At 70.3% G+C, this 16,655-nt stretch carries 17 protein-coding genes; 8 read left to right on the top strand and 9 right to left on the bottom strand.

What is annotated here, in order from left to right; all coding sequences use genetic code 11:
- Positions 1-19: 19 nt before the first annotated feature.
- The gene (locus tag ACWY4P_RS19970; RefSeq protein WP_456211897.1) at positions 20-613 is read left to right on the top strand and encodes a hypothetical protein; all 594 of its coding nucleotides are present in this window, start codon (positions 20-22) and stop codon (positions 611-613) included.
- 7 nt (positions 614-620) lie between these two features.
- Positions 621-1,262, top strand: coding sequence for an OmpA family protein (locus ACWY4P_RS19965; protein ID WP_456211896.1), 642 nt, complete (start codon positions 621-623; stop codon positions 1,260-1,262).
- Between the two features lie 156 nt (positions 1,263-1,418).
- Here ACWY4P_RS19965 and ACWY4P_RS19960 read toward each other — a convergent pair whose 3' ends face one another.
- Both ACWY4P_RS19960 and ACWY4P_RS19955 read right to left on the bottom strand, forming a co-directional pair.
- Positions 1,419-1,832: a cold-shock protein gene (locus ACWY4P_RS19960; RefSeq protein WP_456211895.1), complete on the bottom strand. Its 414-nt coding sequence runs from the start codon at positions 1,830-1,832 to the stop codon at positions 1,419-1,421.
- Positions 1,833-1,951: 119 nt separating this feature from the next.
- A complete protein-coding gene (locus ACWY4P_RS19955) occupies positions 1,952-2,386 on the bottom strand; it encodes a DUF192 domain-containing protein (RefSeq protein WP_456212990.1) in 435 nt (144 codons plus the stop codon).
- A gap of 107 nt (positions 2,387-2,493) precedes the next feature.
- Here ACWY4P_RS19955 and ACWY4P_RS19950 point away from each other — a divergent pair, with 107 nt between their 5' ends.
- From ACWY4P_RS19950 to ACWY4P_RS19930, 5 genes are all read left to right on the top strand, one after another.
- Positions 2,494-3,237, top strand: coding sequence for a prepilin peptidase (locus ACWY4P_RS19950; RefSeq protein WP_456211894.1), 744 nt, complete (start codon positions 2,494-2,496; stop codon positions 3,235-3,237).
- A gap of 333 nt (positions 3,238-3,570) precedes the next feature.
- Positions 3,571-4,332 (top strand): isoprenyl transferase, encoded by a 762-nt coding sequence (locus tag ACWY4P_RS19945; protein WP_456212989.1) that lies wholly within the window; start codon positions 3,571-3,573, stop codon positions 4,330-4,332.
- Between the two features lie 403 nt (positions 4,333-4,735).
- A complete protein-coding gene (locus ACWY4P_RS19940) occupies positions 4,736-6,073 on the top strand; it encodes a PhoH family protein (RefSeq protein ID WP_456211893.1) in 1,338 nt (445 codons plus the stop codon).
- A gap of 438 nt (positions 6,074-6,511) precedes the next feature.
- Positions 6,512-7,234, top strand: coding sequence for an aggregation-promoting factor C-terminal-like domain-containing protein (locus ACWY4P_RS19935; protein WP_456211892.1), 723 nt, complete (start codon positions 6,512-6,514; stop codon positions 7,232-7,234).
- Between the two features lie 138 nt (positions 7,235-7,372).
- Positions 7,373-8,896: an AI-2E family transporter gene (locus tag ACWY4P_RS19930; RefSeq protein ID WP_456211891.1), complete on the top strand. Its 1,524-nt coding sequence runs from the start codon at positions 7,373-7,375 to the stop codon at positions 8,894-8,896.
- Between the two features lie 37 nt (positions 8,897-8,933).
- Here ACWY4P_RS19930 and ACWY4P_RS19925 read toward each other — a convergent pair whose 3' ends face one another.
- The 3 genes from ACWY4P_RS19925 to ACWY4P_RS19915 all read right to left on the bottom strand — a co-directional run bounded on the left by ACWY4P_RS19925 (position 8,934) and on the right by ACWY4P_RS19915 (position 11,086).
- Positions 8,934-9,866, bottom strand: a complete 933-nt coding sequence (locus ACWY4P_RS19925) for a hypothetical protein (protein ID WP_456211890.1) — start codon at positions 9,864-9,866, stop codon at positions 8,934-8,936.
- A gap of 114 nt (positions 9,867-9,980) precedes the next feature.
- Complete coding sequence (locus tag ACWY4P_RS19920; protein WP_456211889.1) at positions 9,981-10,520, bottom strand: alkyl hydroperoxide reductase; 540 nt, start codon at positions 10,518-10,520, stop codon at positions 9,981-9,983.
- Positions 10,521-10,531: 11 nt separating this feature from the next.
- The gene (locus ACWY4P_RS19915) at positions 10,532-11,086 is read right to left on the bottom strand and encodes a peroxiredoxin (RefSeq protein WP_456211888.1); all 555 of its coding nucleotides are present in this window, start codon (positions 11,084-11,086) and stop codon (positions 10,532-10,534) included.
- 138 nt (positions 11,087-11,224) lie between these two features.
- Between ACWY4P_RS19915 and ACWY4P_RS19910 the strand changes: the two genes are divergently transcribed.
- Positions 11,225-12,184, top strand: coding sequence for a hydrogen peroxide-inducible genes activator (locus ACWY4P_RS19910; RefSeq protein WP_456211887.1), 960 nt, complete (start codon positions 11,225-11,227; stop codon positions 12,182-12,184).
- Between the two features lie 4 nt (positions 12,185-12,188).
- On the opposite strand, the gene ACWY4P_RS19905 is transcribed toward ACWY4P_RS19910, so the two are convergent.
- The 4 genes from ACWY4P_RS19905 to ACWY4P_RS19890 all read right to left on the bottom strand — a co-directional run bounded on the left by ACWY4P_RS19905 (position 12,189) and on the right by ACWY4P_RS19890 (position 16,643).
- The gene (locus tag ACWY4P_RS19905; RefSeq protein WP_456211886.1) at positions 12,189-12,800 is read right to left on the bottom strand and encodes a Uma2 family endonuclease; all 612 of its coding nucleotides are present in this window, start codon (positions 12,798-12,800) and stop codon (positions 12,189-12,191) included.
- Between the two features lie 173 nt (positions 12,801-12,973).
- The gene (locus ACWY4P_RS19900) at positions 12,974-15,439 is read right to left on the bottom strand and encodes an FtsX-like permease family protein (protein ID WP_456211885.1); all 2,466 of its coding nucleotides are present in this window, start codon (positions 15,437-15,439) and stop codon (positions 12,974-12,976) included.
- The gene (locus ACWY4P_RS19895) at positions 15,436-16,122 is read right to left on the bottom strand and encodes an ABC transporter ATP-binding protein (protein WP_456211884.1); all 687 of its coding nucleotides are present in this window, start codon (positions 16,120-16,122) and stop codon (positions 15,436-15,438) included. Before ACWY4P_RS19895 ends, ACWY4P_RS19900 begins: the two co-directional genes overlap by 4 nt.
- Positions 16,119-16,643, bottom strand: coding sequence for a PadR family transcriptional regulator (locus ACWY4P_RS19890; protein ID WP_456211883.1), 525 nt, complete (start codon positions 16,641-16,643; stop codon positions 16,119-16,121). The genes ACWY4P_RS19895 and ACWY4P_RS19890 overlap by 4 nt, the downstream gene beginning before the upstream one ends.
- Positions 16,644-16,655: the final 12 nt, after the last annotated feature.

Below are 16,655 nucleotides of genomic sequence, written 5' to 3'. Positions count from 1 at the left end.
GAGTAAGGGACAGCGAGCGATGAGCATTCGGCACACGACGAAGGCCCGGAGGGGGGCCGCCGTGGGGGCGCTCGCGGCGGCCCTGGCCCTCGCCGTGGCCGGGTGCGGCAGCGACGACGGCAAGAAGCCGGACGACGGCGCGGGCCAGAAGTCCACGGCCGCCAAGGACAGCCGGGCCGGGGACGACGGCAAGGACAGCGAGCCCGCGGTCGACTCGACCAAGACCATCGGCGAGATCAAGGGCCCGAACGGAATCGTGGTCACCCTGCACTCCGCGGTCCGGGACGGCGGCGGGTTCGTCACCGTGAACGGGACGGTGACCAACCGCGGCGATCAGCTCTTCAATGCGGTGGACTGGCGCTCCAAGGAGACCGAGATGAAGTCCCGGTCGTCCGTGTCGGGCGCCTCGCTCGTCGACGAGGCCGGCAAGAAGCGCTATCTGGTGCTGCGGGACACCGACGGGGAGTGCCTGTGTACGACGGGGCTCTCGGGGATCAAGCCGGACGAGAGCCGCCCGCTGTTCGCCCAGTTCCCGGCCCCGCCGTCGGGCGTCACCGAGGTCGACTTCCAGATCCCGACCATGCCGTCGGTCAGCATCGAGCTCACGGGATGAGCCGGCGATGACCACACTCCACGACCGCCGCGCCCGCGACCGCCGCACCCGCGCCCGCCGGAGCTCGCTCCTCGCCGCGCTCGCCTCCACCGCGCTCCTGGTCACCCCGGCCCCGGCGGCCCGCGCCGACAGCGGCCCGGGCGCCCCCGCCGACACCACGCCACCCGTCAAGATCGACGCCAAGGACCCCGATCTGCGGCTGTCCGGGAGCGCGAAGCTGGCTCCCGGCCGGGTGCTGGACATCAAGATGGTCGTCGAGACCGACGACGGCGACGAGCGCCGCGAGGACACCAACGCCAAGGTCAAGTTCGCCCTACAGGCCGAGGTGCTGTTCGGCAAGGACAGCTCCAGGCTCGGCGGTGAGGCCAACGCCCGGATCAGGGCCATCGCCCAGGAGATCGAGAAGCAGAACGCGACCAGCGTCCGCGTCTTCGGCTTCACCGACGACCTCGGCTCCGCGCTGCACGGCCTCAAGCTCTCCAAGGAGCGGGCCAACGCGGTCCAGCGCGCGCTCTCCGCGAACCTGGACTCCGCCGTCCAGTACCAGATCCGCGGCTACGGCGAGCAGTACCCGATCGCGGACAACTCCACGGAGGAGGGGCGCAAGAAGAATCGCCGGGTCGAGGTCAGCTTCGCCCGCGAAGGGTAGGAGCCCCGTTTTCCACCCGGCTCGGGCTGCCCCGAAAAGGAACCGCCGCGGCAGGGGCGATGCCCCGCGCGGCGGTTCGGTGTTGCTGCTGCCGTCAGGTGCGCCTTCCAGCGGTAGCCGGGAGGACCCTCAGGACCCTCAGGACCCTCAAGTCCCTCAGGACTCGATCCAGTTGTGCGCCTGAGCCAGCTCGATCACGCGTCTGCGTACCTGCTTGATCTGGTCGGCGGTCAGCGTGCCGCCCACCTCGACCAGCGCCTCGGTCAGCTCCTGCCGGAACTCGGAGACCGACAGCACATCGCACATGGTGTCGTCGCCCGATTCCGTGGCCGGTCCCGGCGTGTGGGTCCGGACGATGGCCGCCCGCTGGACGACCCGAACTTCGGACGCCTTGGGACCCTTGTCGCCGTACTCCGGGACGAACTCCACCTTGCTGCCCGGCTGGAACAGATGCTTCTCGTCCAGCAGGTCGTTCGCGTGCATGAAGACGTCCTCGCCGCCGTCGTCGGGAGCGATGAAGCCATAGCCGCGAAACTCGTCAAACCGCAGAATTTTGCCCGTGATTGTCACCGTGCGACCCCTACCCCTGTACCTCTACCTCAATGACCTCGATACGCGAACGAGTGCGTGATCGAGGGTGTCCAACCATGACACCGGTGCCTCAGGGTACAGCTCGGATGTTGCCGCGGCTATGCGTCCGGACACCGGATCGCGACGCGGGCGCCGGCCCGCAATCCCCAGCGTTCCATGGCGCCCGCCTCGGCCTCCAGGACATGGCGCGAGCGGGGCCGGGGCAGCCCGAGCCGGCCGGGGCGCATGGTGCGTACGGCCAGAACGGTCAGATGGCGGTCGAGATAGGCGACGTCGATGGCGAAGCGCATCCCGACGGTGTGGACGCTGCTCGCGGGGGTGAGCAGCAGCGCGCCCGCCACCCCGTCCCGGCCCAGCAGCCCGCGGGCGCGGGCCCGGTAGGAGGCGGCGACCTCCAGGGGGACGTCCGCGCCGAGTACGCCGTTGAGTACGTCGCGTACGTCGCGTACGTCGCTGAGTACGCCATCCCCTACGCCATCACGTACGCCGTCGAGTACGCGCAGCGTCCCCGCGCCGTCCCGCCAACGGCCCATCCCCGCCCGCCCTTCCGTCCGTCGCTTCTGGCTCTGCCGGCTCATGTCCGGCTTCCTGGTGCCGGGTGCGAGTGTCGCACCCGGCCCCGCTTTCGTAGGCTCGGCCCGTGTCTGTGCCCCTGGTCATCCTCGCCGCCGCGTATGGCGCGGCGGCCGGACTGCTCCTGCCCCGCGCCCGCTACCGGCTGGCCGTGGAGCCCGAGGAGCCGTGGCGCGCGGCCTGCCCGCGCGGGCACGCGCTCACCGGGGCGGCCCGGGGCTGGCTGGGGCTCGCCCGCTGCCCGGGCTGCCGGGCGGGCGAGCGGGACTACGGCACGGGCGCGCCCCTGACCGCCGCCCTCACCGCGCTGGTGTGCGCGGTGCTGGCGGCGGCCGTCGGCGACCGCCCCGAGCTGGCGGTGTGGCTGCTGCTCGCGCCGCCGACGGTGCTGCTGGCGGGCGTGGACCGGGCGGTGCACCGGCTGCCGGACGTGCTGACGCTGCCGCTGGCCGCCGGGGCGGCCGTGCTGCTCGGCGTGGCGTCGCTGCTGCCGCACAGCGCCGGGTCGTGGCGGCGGGCGCTGCTGGGCGGGGCGGCGCTGGGCGGCGCGTACCTCGTGCTCTTTCTGATCAGACCGAGCGGGATGGGGTTCGGCGATGTGAAGCTGGCCCTGGGGCTGGGGATCGCGCTCGGCTGGTACGGCTGGGCGGTGCTGGTCCTGGGCGCCTTCGCGGGTCTGCTGCTGGGCTCGTGCTACGCCGTCGGGCTGCTGGCGACACGCCGGGCGGCCCGCGGAACCGGGATGGCGTTCGGCCCCTTCATGATCCTCGGGGCCTGCGCGGGGCTGGTGCTCGGGGGGCTCGCGGCCTGACAGCGGACGGCGGCATTCCTGGTGACATTCATTGTCGGCCGCGTCGATGCCTGGACTATCCCTCACAAAGCGTTATGGTGGAAGCCCCCCCTCGGGCCGGTCCGTATCCCCCCCACGGACCGGCCCGCTTCTTTACTCGGGCGATTCCGGGGCGTACCGGCCATCGATCCGGACGGAACGCACATCGAGTCACTACAGAGCGTGATGTTTTGCGGGATGGGTGAGGCGGCCAGGGGGCGCATCCGGTTCGCCAGCGCCCCCTGCCCGCAGTAGGGTGCGGGCTTGGGCGGACCGCCATCGCAAGCCATGCAAGGCACTGAGGGGCTGGAAGACGTGAAGTTGCGCGACCTGGTGTACGGGCTCTACGCACGCCGGGTGGAAGGCCGCCTCGACCACGCCCAGGTGCCCAAGCACATCGGTGTCATCCTCGACGGCAACCGCCGCTGGGCCCGCGCGGCCGGAGGGACGGCCGAGCAGGGGCACAAGGCGGGCGCGAGCAAGATCCAGGAGCTGCTCGGCTGGTGCAACGAGACGGACGTCGAGGTCGTCACGCTCTGGATGCTGTCCACCGACAACCTGGACCGCCCCGAGGAGGAGCTGGTCCCGCTCCTGAGCATCATCGAGAACGCCGTGCGCGACCTGGCCGCCGACGGGCGCTGGCGGGTGCACCACGTCGGGAACCGCGATCTGCTGCCCGCCCGGACGCAGACGGTCCTCAAGGAGGCCGAGCGGGACACCGAGCACATCGACGGCATACTGGTCAATGTCGCCATCGGCTACGGCGGCCGGCAGGAGATCGCCGACGCGGTGCGGTCGTTGCTGCTCGACCACGCGAGCAAGGGCACCAGCTTCGAGCAGCTCGCGGAGATCGTCGACATCGACCTGATCTCCGAACACCTGTACACACGCGGCCAGCCCGACCCGGACCTCGTCATCCGCACCAGCGGCGAGCAGCGGCTGTCCGGGTTCATGCTGTGGCAGAGCGCCCATTCGGAGTACTACTTCTGCGAGGTCTTCTGGCCCGCCTTCCGCAAGGTCGACTTCCTCCGCGCGCTGCGTGACTACGCCGCGCGGCACCGGCGGTACGGCTACTAATCCCGTACGCGGTACGGCAGTCGGGCCCGGACAGCTCATCAGTCCGTACGGTTTCGGCTACGCCCTCATCCCCTCCGGAAACGAGCGGGTTTCACAACGTTCACGTGCGCGCCGTCATATGCCATTGCATGGTCGCGCACGTTCGAGGGAATATCCCTTCCAGGTCGACGCCCTGCCCCAACTGTCCTAGGGGTGTCGAACTGCCAGCGGACGGCATGTGCTCGTTCGCCCGGGAGGCCCTTTGCACACGGACGACTGTGCGGATCGTGCGTATGACGCGGAGGGCCGGCGCTCGGCCCTCCCGTCGGGGCCTGAGCCCGGTCCGTCCCCCGCCTGCGGGCCGGGGGACCCGTTCCCGCGACGCCGTCGCACCCCAACCTCTCCTGAGGGGGTTCGTCCACCCGTGGTGACCAGCAAGAAACGCCGCGAGCAAGACCGGCGCACCTATGTTCTCGACACCAGCGTCCTGCTCGCCGACCCGAATGCCATGGCCCGCTTCGACGAGCACGAGGTCGTGCTGCCGGTCGTCGTGGTCACCGAGCTGGAGTCCAAGAGGCACCACCCGGAGCTGGGTTACTTCGCCCGGCAGGCGCTGCGCCTGCTGGACGAGTTCCGGATCCGGCACGGCCGTCTGGACGCCCCGATCCCGATCGGCGATCTGGGCGGCACCTTGCGTGTCGAGCTCAACCACTCCGACCCGGGCCTCCTGCCGGCCGCCTTCCTGACTCATGGCGGCCGGGTGGCCGACAACGACTCGCGGATCCTCGCTGTCGCCAGGAATCTGCAGGCCGAGGGGTACGACGTCACGGTCGTCTCGAAGGACCTCCCGCTGCGCATCAAGGCCTCCTCGGTGGGGCTGCTCGCCGAGGAGTACCGCGCCGAGCTGGCGATAACCGACTCGGGCTGGACCGGAATGGCCGAGCTGGCCGTCACCGCCGAACAGGTGGACGACCTCTTCGCGGCCGAGACCGCGTATGTCCCCGAGGCGGCGGAGCTGCCGGTGCACACCGGTCTGGTGCTGCAGTCGGAGCGTGGCAAGGCCCTGGGCCGGGTCACGCCGGACGGGCAGGTGCGGCTGGTGCGCGGCGACCGCGAGGCGTTCGGGATCCACGGGCGGAGCGCGGAGCAGCGCATCGCGCTGGATCTGCTGCTCGACCCGGACATCGGGATCGTCTCGATGGGCGGCCGGGCCGGCACGGGCAAGTCGGCGCTCGCGCTGTGCGCCGGCCTGGAGGCGGTGCTGGAGCGCCAGCAGCACCGGAAGGTGATGATCTTCCGGCCGCTGTACGCGGTGGGCGGGCAGGAGTTGGGCTATCTGCCGGGCACCGAGGCGGAGAAGATGAGCCCGTGGGCCCAGGCCGTCTTCGACACCCTGTCGGCGGTGACCACCTCGGATGTGATCGAGGAGGTCGTGGGGCGCGGGATGCTGGAGGTGCTGCCGCTCACCCACATCCGGGGCCGCTCGCTCCATGACGCCTTTGTGATCGTGGATGAGGCGCAGTCGCTCGAACGGAACGTCCTGCTGACCGTTTTGTCCCGCATCGGCGCCAACTCCCGGGTGGTACTCACCCATGACGTGGCACAGCGGGACAATCTCCGCGTCGGGCGCTATGACGGTGTCGTCGCGGTGGTCGAGAAGCTCAAGGGGCACCCGCTGTTCGCCCATGTCACCCTCACCCGCTCCGAACGGTCGCCGATCGCGGCCCTGGTGACCGAAATGCTCGAGGACGGTCACATCTGAGGTAGTTGAGGGGAGTAGGCGGCATATATAGACCCGGACGCCGCGTGGCTGAGCCCAAGGAGCTTAGTCGCGCGGCGTCTTGGCGCGCTGGGATTTCCGGAAATCCTAGGGCGTAAACAAGGTGTGAGCTTTCACACTCAACGGAGAATTGCCTCCGGGCGTCCGCTTCCGGCAGTGTGTGGGTCCTGTCAGGCCCCGCATACGGCACACCAGTACCCCCAGCGGTACGGAGCAACAGCAGTACCAGAACTAAACAGCGTTCGCCGTATGCCGCCCGAGCACCTTGCGGCTCTCCCGAGGGAGGGTCCACCGGGCCAGTGCCTCCCGTGACCAGCCATCCCCGTGTGCAACAGGGGGACGGAACAAGGGGAAGCCAGCGCCAGGGGCACGATTGCGTCCGCGAGGTCACCTAAGCGGGCGATGCTGGAAGGAAACCGTGTGAGCCGGATTTCGGTCCGGGGATTCGCAGTGGCCTCCGCCACCGCGGTCACCACTGTGGGCGCTGTCGTTGGCGTTGCCGCGGGCGGCGAGCAGAGCTCGACCGACCCCGTCGAGGCGACCGCCGCCGACACGACGCTCCTCGCGGACATACCCGCCGGCCAGCAGGCCGTGGCGCAAACCACCTCCTTGACGCAGCAGGCGGACACACAGTCCACCGCGGCGGACGCGGAGGCGAAGAAGTTCGCCGAGGAGGCCGCGCGCAAGCAGGCCGCCAAGGATGCCAAGGACGCGAAGGCCAAGAAGGTGGCAGCCGAGAAGGCAGCCGCCGAGGCCAAGGCCGCCAAGGAGCGTGAGGACGCCAAGAAGAAGCTCGAGGCGAGCCGTTCCGCCACGCGCGACGCCAGCAGCTTCCCGCAGCAGGCCTCGTACACCGTCGCCGAGGTCCAGGCCATGGCGCGCCAGATCGTCCCGGCGGACCAGTTCCAGTGCTTCAGCAACATCGTGAACCACGAGAGCACCTGGAACTACCGGGCCGAAAACCCCTCTTCGGGCGCGTACGGTCTGGTGCAGGCGCTGCCGGGCTCCAAGATGTCCTCGGTGGGTGCCGACTGGCGCACCAACCCGGCCACCCAGATCAAGTGGGGCCTGAACTACATGAACGACCGCTACGACAGCCCCTGCGGCGCGTGGTCGTTCTGGCAGGCCAACAACTACTACTGATGCCCCCGGGTTCACTCGGTCGCCTCCGGCGTTCGACTTCGCGAAACCCCCGACCGCAACCGGTCGGGGGTTTCGCGCGTCCTCAGGCTGTAACGTCTTCCCCACGACCATGGGGGAACTGGGGGTAGGGGAAGCGAAATGTCCGCATTGCCACACTGGGTCGGCAGAATGGGAGCCGGCCTGACGCGGCTGGCCGAGCGGCTGGAGCGCCATGCCGAGGCCGACGCCGCCGACCCGGACGACGCGCACACCGACGACGGCAAGGGCGAACGGGCCGACCGGGGGCAGGGCGCCGACAAGGCCTTGGGGAAGGGCGACGGCAACAGCAAGGCCGAGGGCGTCAATGGCCCCGACAGCCCCGACAGCCCCGCCGAACCCAACGGCCCCGCCGACCACGGCGCCGACTCGGGCCGTCCGGCGCAGGAAGGCCCGGTCCCAGCGGGCCCGGCCGCCGGCGGCGAGGCCCCGGTCCGCCGAGAGCCGGCCAGCGTGCCGGCCCCGCCCGCCTACGCCCCCGCCGTCTCCGCCAAGCCCGATCCCGTCGCCTCCGTTCCCTGGGGCGTCCGGGTCGCCGCCGAGGTCGGCTGGCGGCTGCTGGTGCTCGCGGGGACCGTCTATGTGCTGATGACCGTCATCAGCGCCGTCGAACTGGTGGTGCTCTCCTTCACCGTCGCTCTGCTGATCACCGCGATGCTGGAGCCGACCGTCACCCGCCTGCGGAACCGGGGCGTCCCCCGTGGCCTGGCCACCGCCATCACCTTCATCTCCGGTTTCATCATCATGGGCCTGGTCATCTGGTTCGTGGTGTGGCAGGTCATGGAGAACGTCGACGACCTGTCCAGCAAGGTCCAGGCAGGCATCGACGACCTGCGGGACTGGCTGCTCAACAGCCCCTTCCATGTGACCGAGAAGCAGATCAACCAGATCGCCAACAACCTGCGCGACGCGATCGGCGCCAACACCGAGGAGATCACCTCCGCCGGTCTCGAAGGCGTCACGGTCATCGTGGAGGTGCTGACCGGCATTCTGCTGGCGATGTTCAGCACGCTCTTCCTGCTGTACGACGGACCGAAGATCTGGGCCTGGTTCCTCAAGCTCGTCCCGGCCCCGGCCCGCGAGGGCGTGGCGGGCGCGGGCCCGCGCGCCTGGACCACGCTCACCGCCTATGTGCGCGGCACGGTGATAGTGGCGTTGATCGACGCCATCTTCATCGGCGTCGGCATCTTCTTCCTCGACGTCCCGATGGCCGTGCCGCTCGCCGTCTTCATCTTCCTCTTCGCCTTCATCCCGCTCGTCGGCGCCGTGGTCTCCGGCGCGCTGGCGGTCGTGGTCGCGCTGGTCACCCAGGGCGTGTGGACCGCGGCGATGGTGCTCGTGGTGGTGCTGGCGGTGCAGCAGATCGAGGGCCACATCCTGCAGCCCTTCATCCTGGGCCGGGCGGTGCGGGTGCACCCGCTGGCCGTGGTGCTCTCGGTCGCGGCCGGCTCGCTGATCGGCGGCATCGGCGGCGCGGTGGTGGCCGTACCGCTGGTGGCGGTCGCCAACACGGTCGTCGGCTATCTGCGGACGTACAACAAGGAGGCCGCGCTGCGCGCGACCCAGGGGCCGCACGGGGCCAGCGCCGTGGAGATCGCGCCGAGCCGGCACGACGACGGGGCGTGAGCCGCCCGGGGCGCGGTGACGTGCCCCGGCCATGTGCTCACTCCTCGATGCGGTCGCCCTCCCCGTCGAAGTGCACGCGACCATCGATGCGCACCGGCTGTCCGGGCGGCAGACGCCTGCCGGGCGGCGGCTCTTCGAGGTCCACGGCCGTCCAGTCCACCGTCGGCGGCCCGGAGGGCGTGGGGCGCAGCGCGTCGTGGATGTTGACCATGGCCGGCGGTCGGCCAGGGGCGTACGTGCTCAGGTCGATGCGGCCGTCCCGGACGGACGGCAGATCAGGGTTGTGCCGCACCTTGTCCGACACCACCGTCTCGATCGCGTCCCGGACCTCGGCCGGGTCGCTGAGGCGCCAGTACACCACCTCCTCGTCACCGGAGTTGCTGGTCCACGTGGCGTCGCGGAGCAGCCAGAAGTGCCGGGAGTGCGGGTTGGGATCCGGGCCCTCGTGGCGCGGCGGGTCGTATGCGTCGTCGAGTGCCCGTGCGCGGGCCTCTGCCACCTGGTCCCACGGGTCGAGCTCCACGGCGCGCAGATAACGGTCCAACGCCTCGTCGTGCGCACCCCCGCACTCGTGGGCCAGTCCTTCGAGGTAGACGGCGAGGTTGTTGCCCGGCTCCAGGGACAGGACGTGCCGGGCCGCGCGGACCGCCTCGTCGGCGAGCCGGCGCCCGGCCTCGTCGTCGGCCGGTATCTCGGGGAGAGGGCTCAGGTCCTCCTCCCACCAGGCCCCGTCCACATGGTTGACGACGTGGAAGCGGAGCTCGGCACCGGCCAGCACGGCGAGTCCCACGGCCGCCTCCAGGCTCTCCGGGTCCGCCCGCAGGGCCTGGGCGTACGCCTCATGGACGGTGTGCGTGTTCTCCGCCCACTCCTCGTCCTCCTCGTCGACGTACTCCGCGTCATCGGAAACCTGGGCCAGGAGCTGACCCACCTCGGCCAAGTCGGCGGCGCGGTCCGCGTCTTCAGTCATGGTCGGTGACCATACCGCTGGGGTCGGACATCCGGCGGCGGCCCACGGCATGCGCGAGGGGCGTTCCCGCCGGTTCGGCGGGAACGCCCCGTATGCGCCTGCGGTTTTGTGCCGTCAGCCGTTCGCGGCCAGGGTCGCCTCGGCGTCGAGTGTGGTGCCGACCGCCTGCACCACCGCGGCGATCTTGAAGGCTTCCTGGATCGTCTCCCGGTCCACGCCCGCCTTGCGGAGCACCTGCTCATGCGAGTCCAGGCACTGGCCGCAGCCGTTGATCGCGGACACCGCCAGCGACCAGAGCTCGAAGTCGGTCTTCTCCACGCCCGGGTTGCCGATGATGTTCATCCGCAACCCCGCGCGCAGGGTGCCGTACTCCGGGTCCGACAGCAGGTGCCGGGTCCGGTAGAAGACGTTGTTCATCGCCATGATGGCGGCGGCCGACTTGGCGGCGGTGTAGGCCTCCGGGCTCAGGTTGGCCTTGGCCTCCGGCTCGAGCTCCGCCAGCACACGCGGCGAGCGCGAGGCGATCGCGCAGGCGAGCACGGTGCCCCACAGCTGCTGCTGCGGAAGATCGGAGTTGCCGATGACCGAGCCCAGGTTGAGCTTGAGGTCCTTGGCGTAGTCCGGCAGGGCGGACTTCAGGTCGTCGAGTGCCATGTCGGGTCAGCTCACTCGCCCGCGAGGAGCTTGACCGGGTCCAGGGTGTTCTCGCCCTTGCTCCAGTTGCAGGGGCACAGCTCGTCGGTCTGCAGGGCGTCGAGGACCCGCAGGACCTCCTTGGGGTTACGGCCCACGGAACCGGCGGTCACCATGGTGAACTGGATCTCGTTGTTCTGGTCGACGATGAAGACGGCGCGCTGCGCGAAGCCGTCCTCGCCCTCGACACCGCAGTCCCGCATCAGCTCGTGCTTGGAGTCGGCCAGCATGGGGAAGGGCAGGTCACGCAGGTCGGCGTGGTCCTTGCGCCAGGCGTGGTGGACGAACTCGGAGTCGCCGGAGACGCCGAGAATTTGCGTGTCGCGGTCGGCGAACTCGTCGTTCAGCTTGCCGAACGCGGCGATCTCGGTCGGACACACGAACGTGAAGTCCTTGGGCCAGAAGAACACCACGCGCCACTTGCCCTCGTAGGACTTGTGGTCGATCTGCTCGAACTCCTTGCCGCTCTCCAGCGACACACAGGCGGTCAGGTCGTACGTGGGGAACTTGTCACCGACAGTGAGCACGCGCTCTCCTTGCAGCTTTCAGCGGAGGAAACCCTTATGTGGTGGTTTCCTCGGGGTTGGACTGGACCACCCTGGCACACGAGGTATTGATCAGTGAAATAGCTAGACTAGGTGGTGTTGATCGGAGGTGATTATCAGTTGGTCGCATCGACCACACCCGGAGGCAAGCCGCGTCAGCCCAGCCTCTCCCAGCTCAGGGCGTTCGCCGCGGTCGCCGAGCAGCTGCACTTCCGCGATGCCGCCGCCGCCATCGGCATGAGCCAGCCCGCGCTGTCGGGGGCCGTCGCCGCGCTGGAGGAGGCGCTCGGGGTTCAGCTCCTGGAGCGTACGACGCGCAAGGTGCTGCTCAGCCCGGCGGGGGAGCGGCTGGCGGCGCGGGCCCGCACGGTGCTGGAGGCGGTCGGCGCGCTGATGGAGGAGGCGGAGGCGGCGCGGGCGCCGTTCACCGGCGTGCTGCGGCTCGGGGTGATCCCGACCGTGGCGCCGTATCTGCTGCCGACCGTGCTGCGGCTGGTACACGACCGCTATCCGCTGCTCGATCTACAGGTGCACGAGGAGCAGACCGCCTCACTGCTGGACGGCCTCGCCCACGGGCGGCTCGATCTGCTGCTGCTCGCGGTCCCGCTGGCCGCCTCGGGCGTGGTCGAACTGCCCCTGTTCGACGAGGACTTCGTCCTGGTCACGCCCCAGGACCACTGGCTCGGCGGGCGGAGCGACATCCCCCGCGCGGCGCTGAAGGAGCTGGATCTGCTGCTGCTGGACGAGGGCCACTGCCTGCGCGACCAGGCCCTGGACATCTGCCGCGAGGCGGGCCGTACGGAGGGCGCCCCGGTCACCACGAGCGCCGCCGGGCTCTCCACGCTGGTGCAGCTGGTCGCGGGCGGCCTCGGGGTGACGCTGCTGCCTCGTACGGCGCTGCGCGTGGAGACCGGGCGCAGCGACCAGCTGGCGACCGGATACTTCGCGGACCCGGCGCCCGCGCGCCGGATCGCGCTCGCGATGCGGGCGGGGGCGGCGCGGCAGGAGGAGTTCGAGGCGTTCGCGGGGGCGCTGCGGGAGGCGTTGGGGCTGCTGCCGGTGCGGATTGTGAAGGGGTGAGTGGTCAGCCTTTCCGCTCTCCGGCCGCCAGCAGCTCGGAGACATCGAGGGTGACCTTGGCGCCGATCGAGTCGGGCAGGGTGATCTGCTCGCCGGGAGCATGGACGCGGTGCGTGTCGTATCCGCCCGCGCCGGGGTCGGTCAGCACATGGACCCGGCCGTGCTTGCGGTTGACGATCAGATACACCGGGATCTTGGCTTCGGCGTATGCGGCGACCTTGTTCCTCAGGTCGTTGTTGTAGTTGGACGAGGTGACCTCGAGGACGAGGCGGAAGGCCGCGGGGTCGTAGCAGCTGTTCTCGACGAGGTGCTCATCGATGTCGGCGTCGACCACCACCAGATCCGGGATGACGTAGTCCTCGGGCCCGGTCGGCAGCCACACGCTGACCCCCCAGCCGACCTCGGTTTCCTCGCCGTCCAGGCCCGCCGCCAGGAAGGGCTTCATGAGCTTGGTCAGCACCCTCGAATGAGGAAAGTCCGTTGGTGGGGCCACGGTGATTACTCCCCCGATGATCTCGACTCGGCAGCCCGGGTGCTGCTCCATGAGCTTGTTGGCTTGCTCGAGCAGAGTCAGCGGCTCGGGGCGGTAGGGCCCCTCGACTGCGGCAGCAGACATAGCTGGTCTCCCGGTGGTTGGTGTCGAGGCAATCATCGTAGGCCGCGCCCCCGTCATGTGTCCCGTACGACGCGATTCACTCCAACGGGTGGCATAAACCCCGAAACACCCGACTGCCGGGCCCTTTCCGCAGGTGGGAAGGGCCCGGCAGGCACAGGCGCGCCGACGGCGCACTACTCCGTACGGAGCCCTTCCGGCCGCATCATGCGCCACAGCGGCCCCATGCTGACCAGCGTCACCAGCAGGATCACGCCCGCGCCGATTCCGGTCATCGTGGCGACGCTCGCCCAGTCCACGGCGATCGGCATGTCGACCATCTTGAGCAGGATCGCCCCCAGGGCGATGCCGCCCGCGACCGACAGCGCCAGGCCCAGGACCACCGGGATCGCGGTCTGCCACAGGACGGACCAGCCGAGGGTGGCGCGGCGGGTGCCGAAGGCGACCAGGACCGAGAGGAGCTTCTTGCGTTCGCGCAGCTGCTCCAGCATGGAGACGATCATGCTCGCGCCGATCAGCAGCAGGGTGGCGGAGGCGCCGATGAACAGGCCGCGCTTGATGGTCTGGAACTCGTCCGACTGCTTGGTGCCGCGCAACTCGTAGATGTCCGACTGGGAAGAGAGCCGGGCGGCCGTGTTGCGGGCGTACTCGATGGCGTCCGGGACCTTCGGGTCGAGCCGGAGCATCATCTGCACCGAGGGCTTGTGCAGGTCGGCGATGTCCAGCGCGCCCGGGGTGGCCAGGATGCCGGAGTGCTCGCTGCCCTGCGGGTCCTTCTTGAGGTCCACGATGGGCGTGGACTTGGGGATCGTCCACAGCCGCGTCTTGCTGCGGGAGGGGTTGTAGTCCTTGTCGAAGCTGAGGTTGACCGTCGCGCCCGGTTTGGTGAAGTAGGTGTCCTTGTCGTCGAACTCGGCGGGCTTGGTGACGAAGACGTCGCCGTCGCGGCAGTCGCCGATCCGCGCCAGCTCCTTCAGCGTGCGGCAGTTGCCGACCATCACGCTCTGGACCGGGATGTCGCCCGGGGCCTTGGCCTTGCTGTTCGGGTCGCTGACCATTCCTTCGGTGACGCCGAGCGCGTCGCGCACGCCCTTGGTGCCGGTGTACTGCGCGATGGCGTCCCGCGCCTGCGCGCCGGTGTCCACCGGGATGTACGCCACCACATCGGCGCGGGTCGGGTCCTGTCCGGTGGAGGTGGTGTTGTCGCTCTCCGCGGCGGCGAAGAGCATGGTGATCGCGATCGCGCCGGCCACCGCGACCGTGATGCCGCTGACCGCGCGTGAGGCGGCGCCGCTGCTGAGCTGGAGCCGCCGGGTGGCGAGCTGCCAGGGGACGGGGCCGCCACCGAAGCGGTTGACGACGGCTTCGACCAGCCACGGCAGCAGCGCGGTGATGCCGACGAGCACCAGCACCGCACCGGCCGCGACCTGGTAGACGGAGGCGTCACCGCTGTTCCCCGCTCCCGAGCTGAGGCGCGGCAGCAGCAGCGCGAGGCCGAGGACGGGGAACAGCAGCCGCCACCACAGGCGACGCGGTTTGGGCGCGGTGTTGCGTACGACGCCGAGCGGTTCGATGGCGATACTGCGCAGCGCGATCTGGGTGACCACGACGGCGCAGGTGGGCACCGCGACCATGATCAGCGCGGTGATGGCGGCCGAGGGCTGGACGTCGGAGGAGAAGACGCTGGTGCCGAACACCGCGACCCCGCCGATGAAGTGCCTGACCAGCAGGAAGATCCCGGTGCCGACCACGAGTCCGAGGAGGGAGCCGACCAGCGCCTCGCCGGCCGCGATCCGCCGCGTCATCCGGCTGTCGGCGCCCACCAGGCGAAGCGCGGCGAGCCGTCGGTCGCGGCGCTCGCCGCCGAAGCGTACGGCGGTGGCGATGAAGATGGCCACGGGCAGCAGCAGCACCACACAGCCCACGACGATCAGCAGCAGCAGGACCGGGTCCAGGTCCTCCTGCCTCGGGGAGTTGTCACCCCAGTGGTCGAGACGGTTGCTGACGTCCTCGACGGCGTCGGGGCCGACGCCCGCGTAGTAGATGAGCTCGGCCGGTCCGGCCAGCCCCTCGTCGCCGATGGTGCCGACGATCTTGTAGTCGAGGCGTTCCTTGAGCAGTTTGTTGTCGCCGTCGGCGAGCAGCTTCTTCAGGGCGGGGGAGACCACCATCTCGCCGGTCGCGGGGATCCGGTCGACGCCCGGGGGCAGGGCCGGCCGGTCGCCGTCGGGCACCAGCAGGCGGCCCTCGATGTCGGAGCCGCGGAAGGTGGTGTTTCCCCAGCCGAGCCGCAGGGTGTCAGGGCCCGGTTTGACGTCGCTCGAGTAGCTGCTCGCGTAGGAGCGGGCGTTGGTGCGGTCTTCGCGTGCCGAGACGACATGCGGGACGGCGGCGGCGACCAGCAGCAGCGCCACGCCGAGCCCGACGCCGACCGCCGTCAGGACCGTCCTGGCCCAGCTCTCCCGGCCGCCGCCGACCGCGAAGCGCGCCCCCATGGCCAGGTCGGCGGCCCAGCGGGTCAGGCCGACCCGCTGGCGGGGCTCCGGGTGGGCGGGGGGTGCCTGGGGCGCCCCGGCCGCCCCGCCGGGGTGCTTTTCCGCTTGTCGCTCCGCTTCCCGCAGCGGGGTCACATGGCCGCTCACCGGGCGCCCGCCATGTCCCGCGCCTTGCCGTCCCGTACGACGACCTCGCGGTCGGAGTACGCGGCGACGCGCGCCTCGTGGGTGACCAGGACGACGGCGGCGCGGGTCTCGCGGGCGGCCTCGGTCAGCAGCTCCATCACCCGCTCACCGTTGAGGGAGTCCAGGGCGCCGGTCGGCTCGTCGGCGAACAGCACGCGCGGGCTGGAGACCAGGGAACGGGCCACGGCCACGCGCTGCCCCTGACCGCCGGAGACCTCGCCGGGCCGCTTGGCGCGCACATCGGCGACCTCCAGCCGCTCCAGCCAGGCCAGCGCACGGCTCTCCGCCTCCTTGCGCCCCACGCCGTTCAGCCGCAGCGGCAGCGCGACGTTCTCCACGCAGCTGAGCTCCGGCACCAGCTGGCCGAACTGGAAGACGAAGCCGAACTCGCCGCGGCGCAGCGCGCTGCGCTGGGAGTCCGGCATGGCGGACAGCGCGCGCCCGCTGTAGTGGACGGTGCCCGAGTCCGGGGTGACGATCCCGGCGAGGCAGTGGAGCAGGGTCGACTTGCCGGAGCCCGAGGGGCCCATGACGGCGACGACCTCACCCGGGTGGATGGAGAAGTCCGCGCCGTCCAGGGCCGGGGTGGGCCCGTAGGCCTTGTGCAGCCCTTCGGCTATGAGGAGCGAGCCTGCGGGGGTCATGGAGTTACCGCCTTGGCGAGCTGGCCGAGGCGCGCGGCGGTGAGCTCCAGCCAGCGCAGGTCGGCCTCGAGGTGGAAGAGGGCGTGGTCGCAGATGAGCTGATCGCTCAGGTCTCCGGAGCGCTTGCGCTGGGTGAGCTCGCGCATCAGGCGCAGATGCTCGGCGCGCTGGACGTCGAGCAGGTCCGCGGCGTCCCGGCCGGTCATCAGCGCGAGGACGACCTTGGTGTAGAGGACGGACTGGAGGTACGGCTCGGGCTTCTCCGGCTGCCTGAGCCACTGCTCCACATCGGTGATGCCGGCGTCGGTGATGGCGTAGCGCTTGCGCTCGGGGCCGCCACCGTGCTCGATGCCGTCGACCTCGACGAGGCCGTTCTTCAGGAGGCGGGACATGGTCGAGTAGACCTGTCCGTAGTGCAGCGGGCGGTCTTGCCCGAATCTCTCGTCGAAGGCTCTCTTCAGGTCGTAGCCGTGGCGTGGGCCGGACTCCAGAAGCCCGAGCAGGGTGTGGCCGATTGACATGCGCAGCACTCT

Source organism: Streptomyces sp. LZ34 (assembly GCF_053890475.1).
This window is presented reverse-complemented; position numbering and strand designations above follow the sequence as displayed.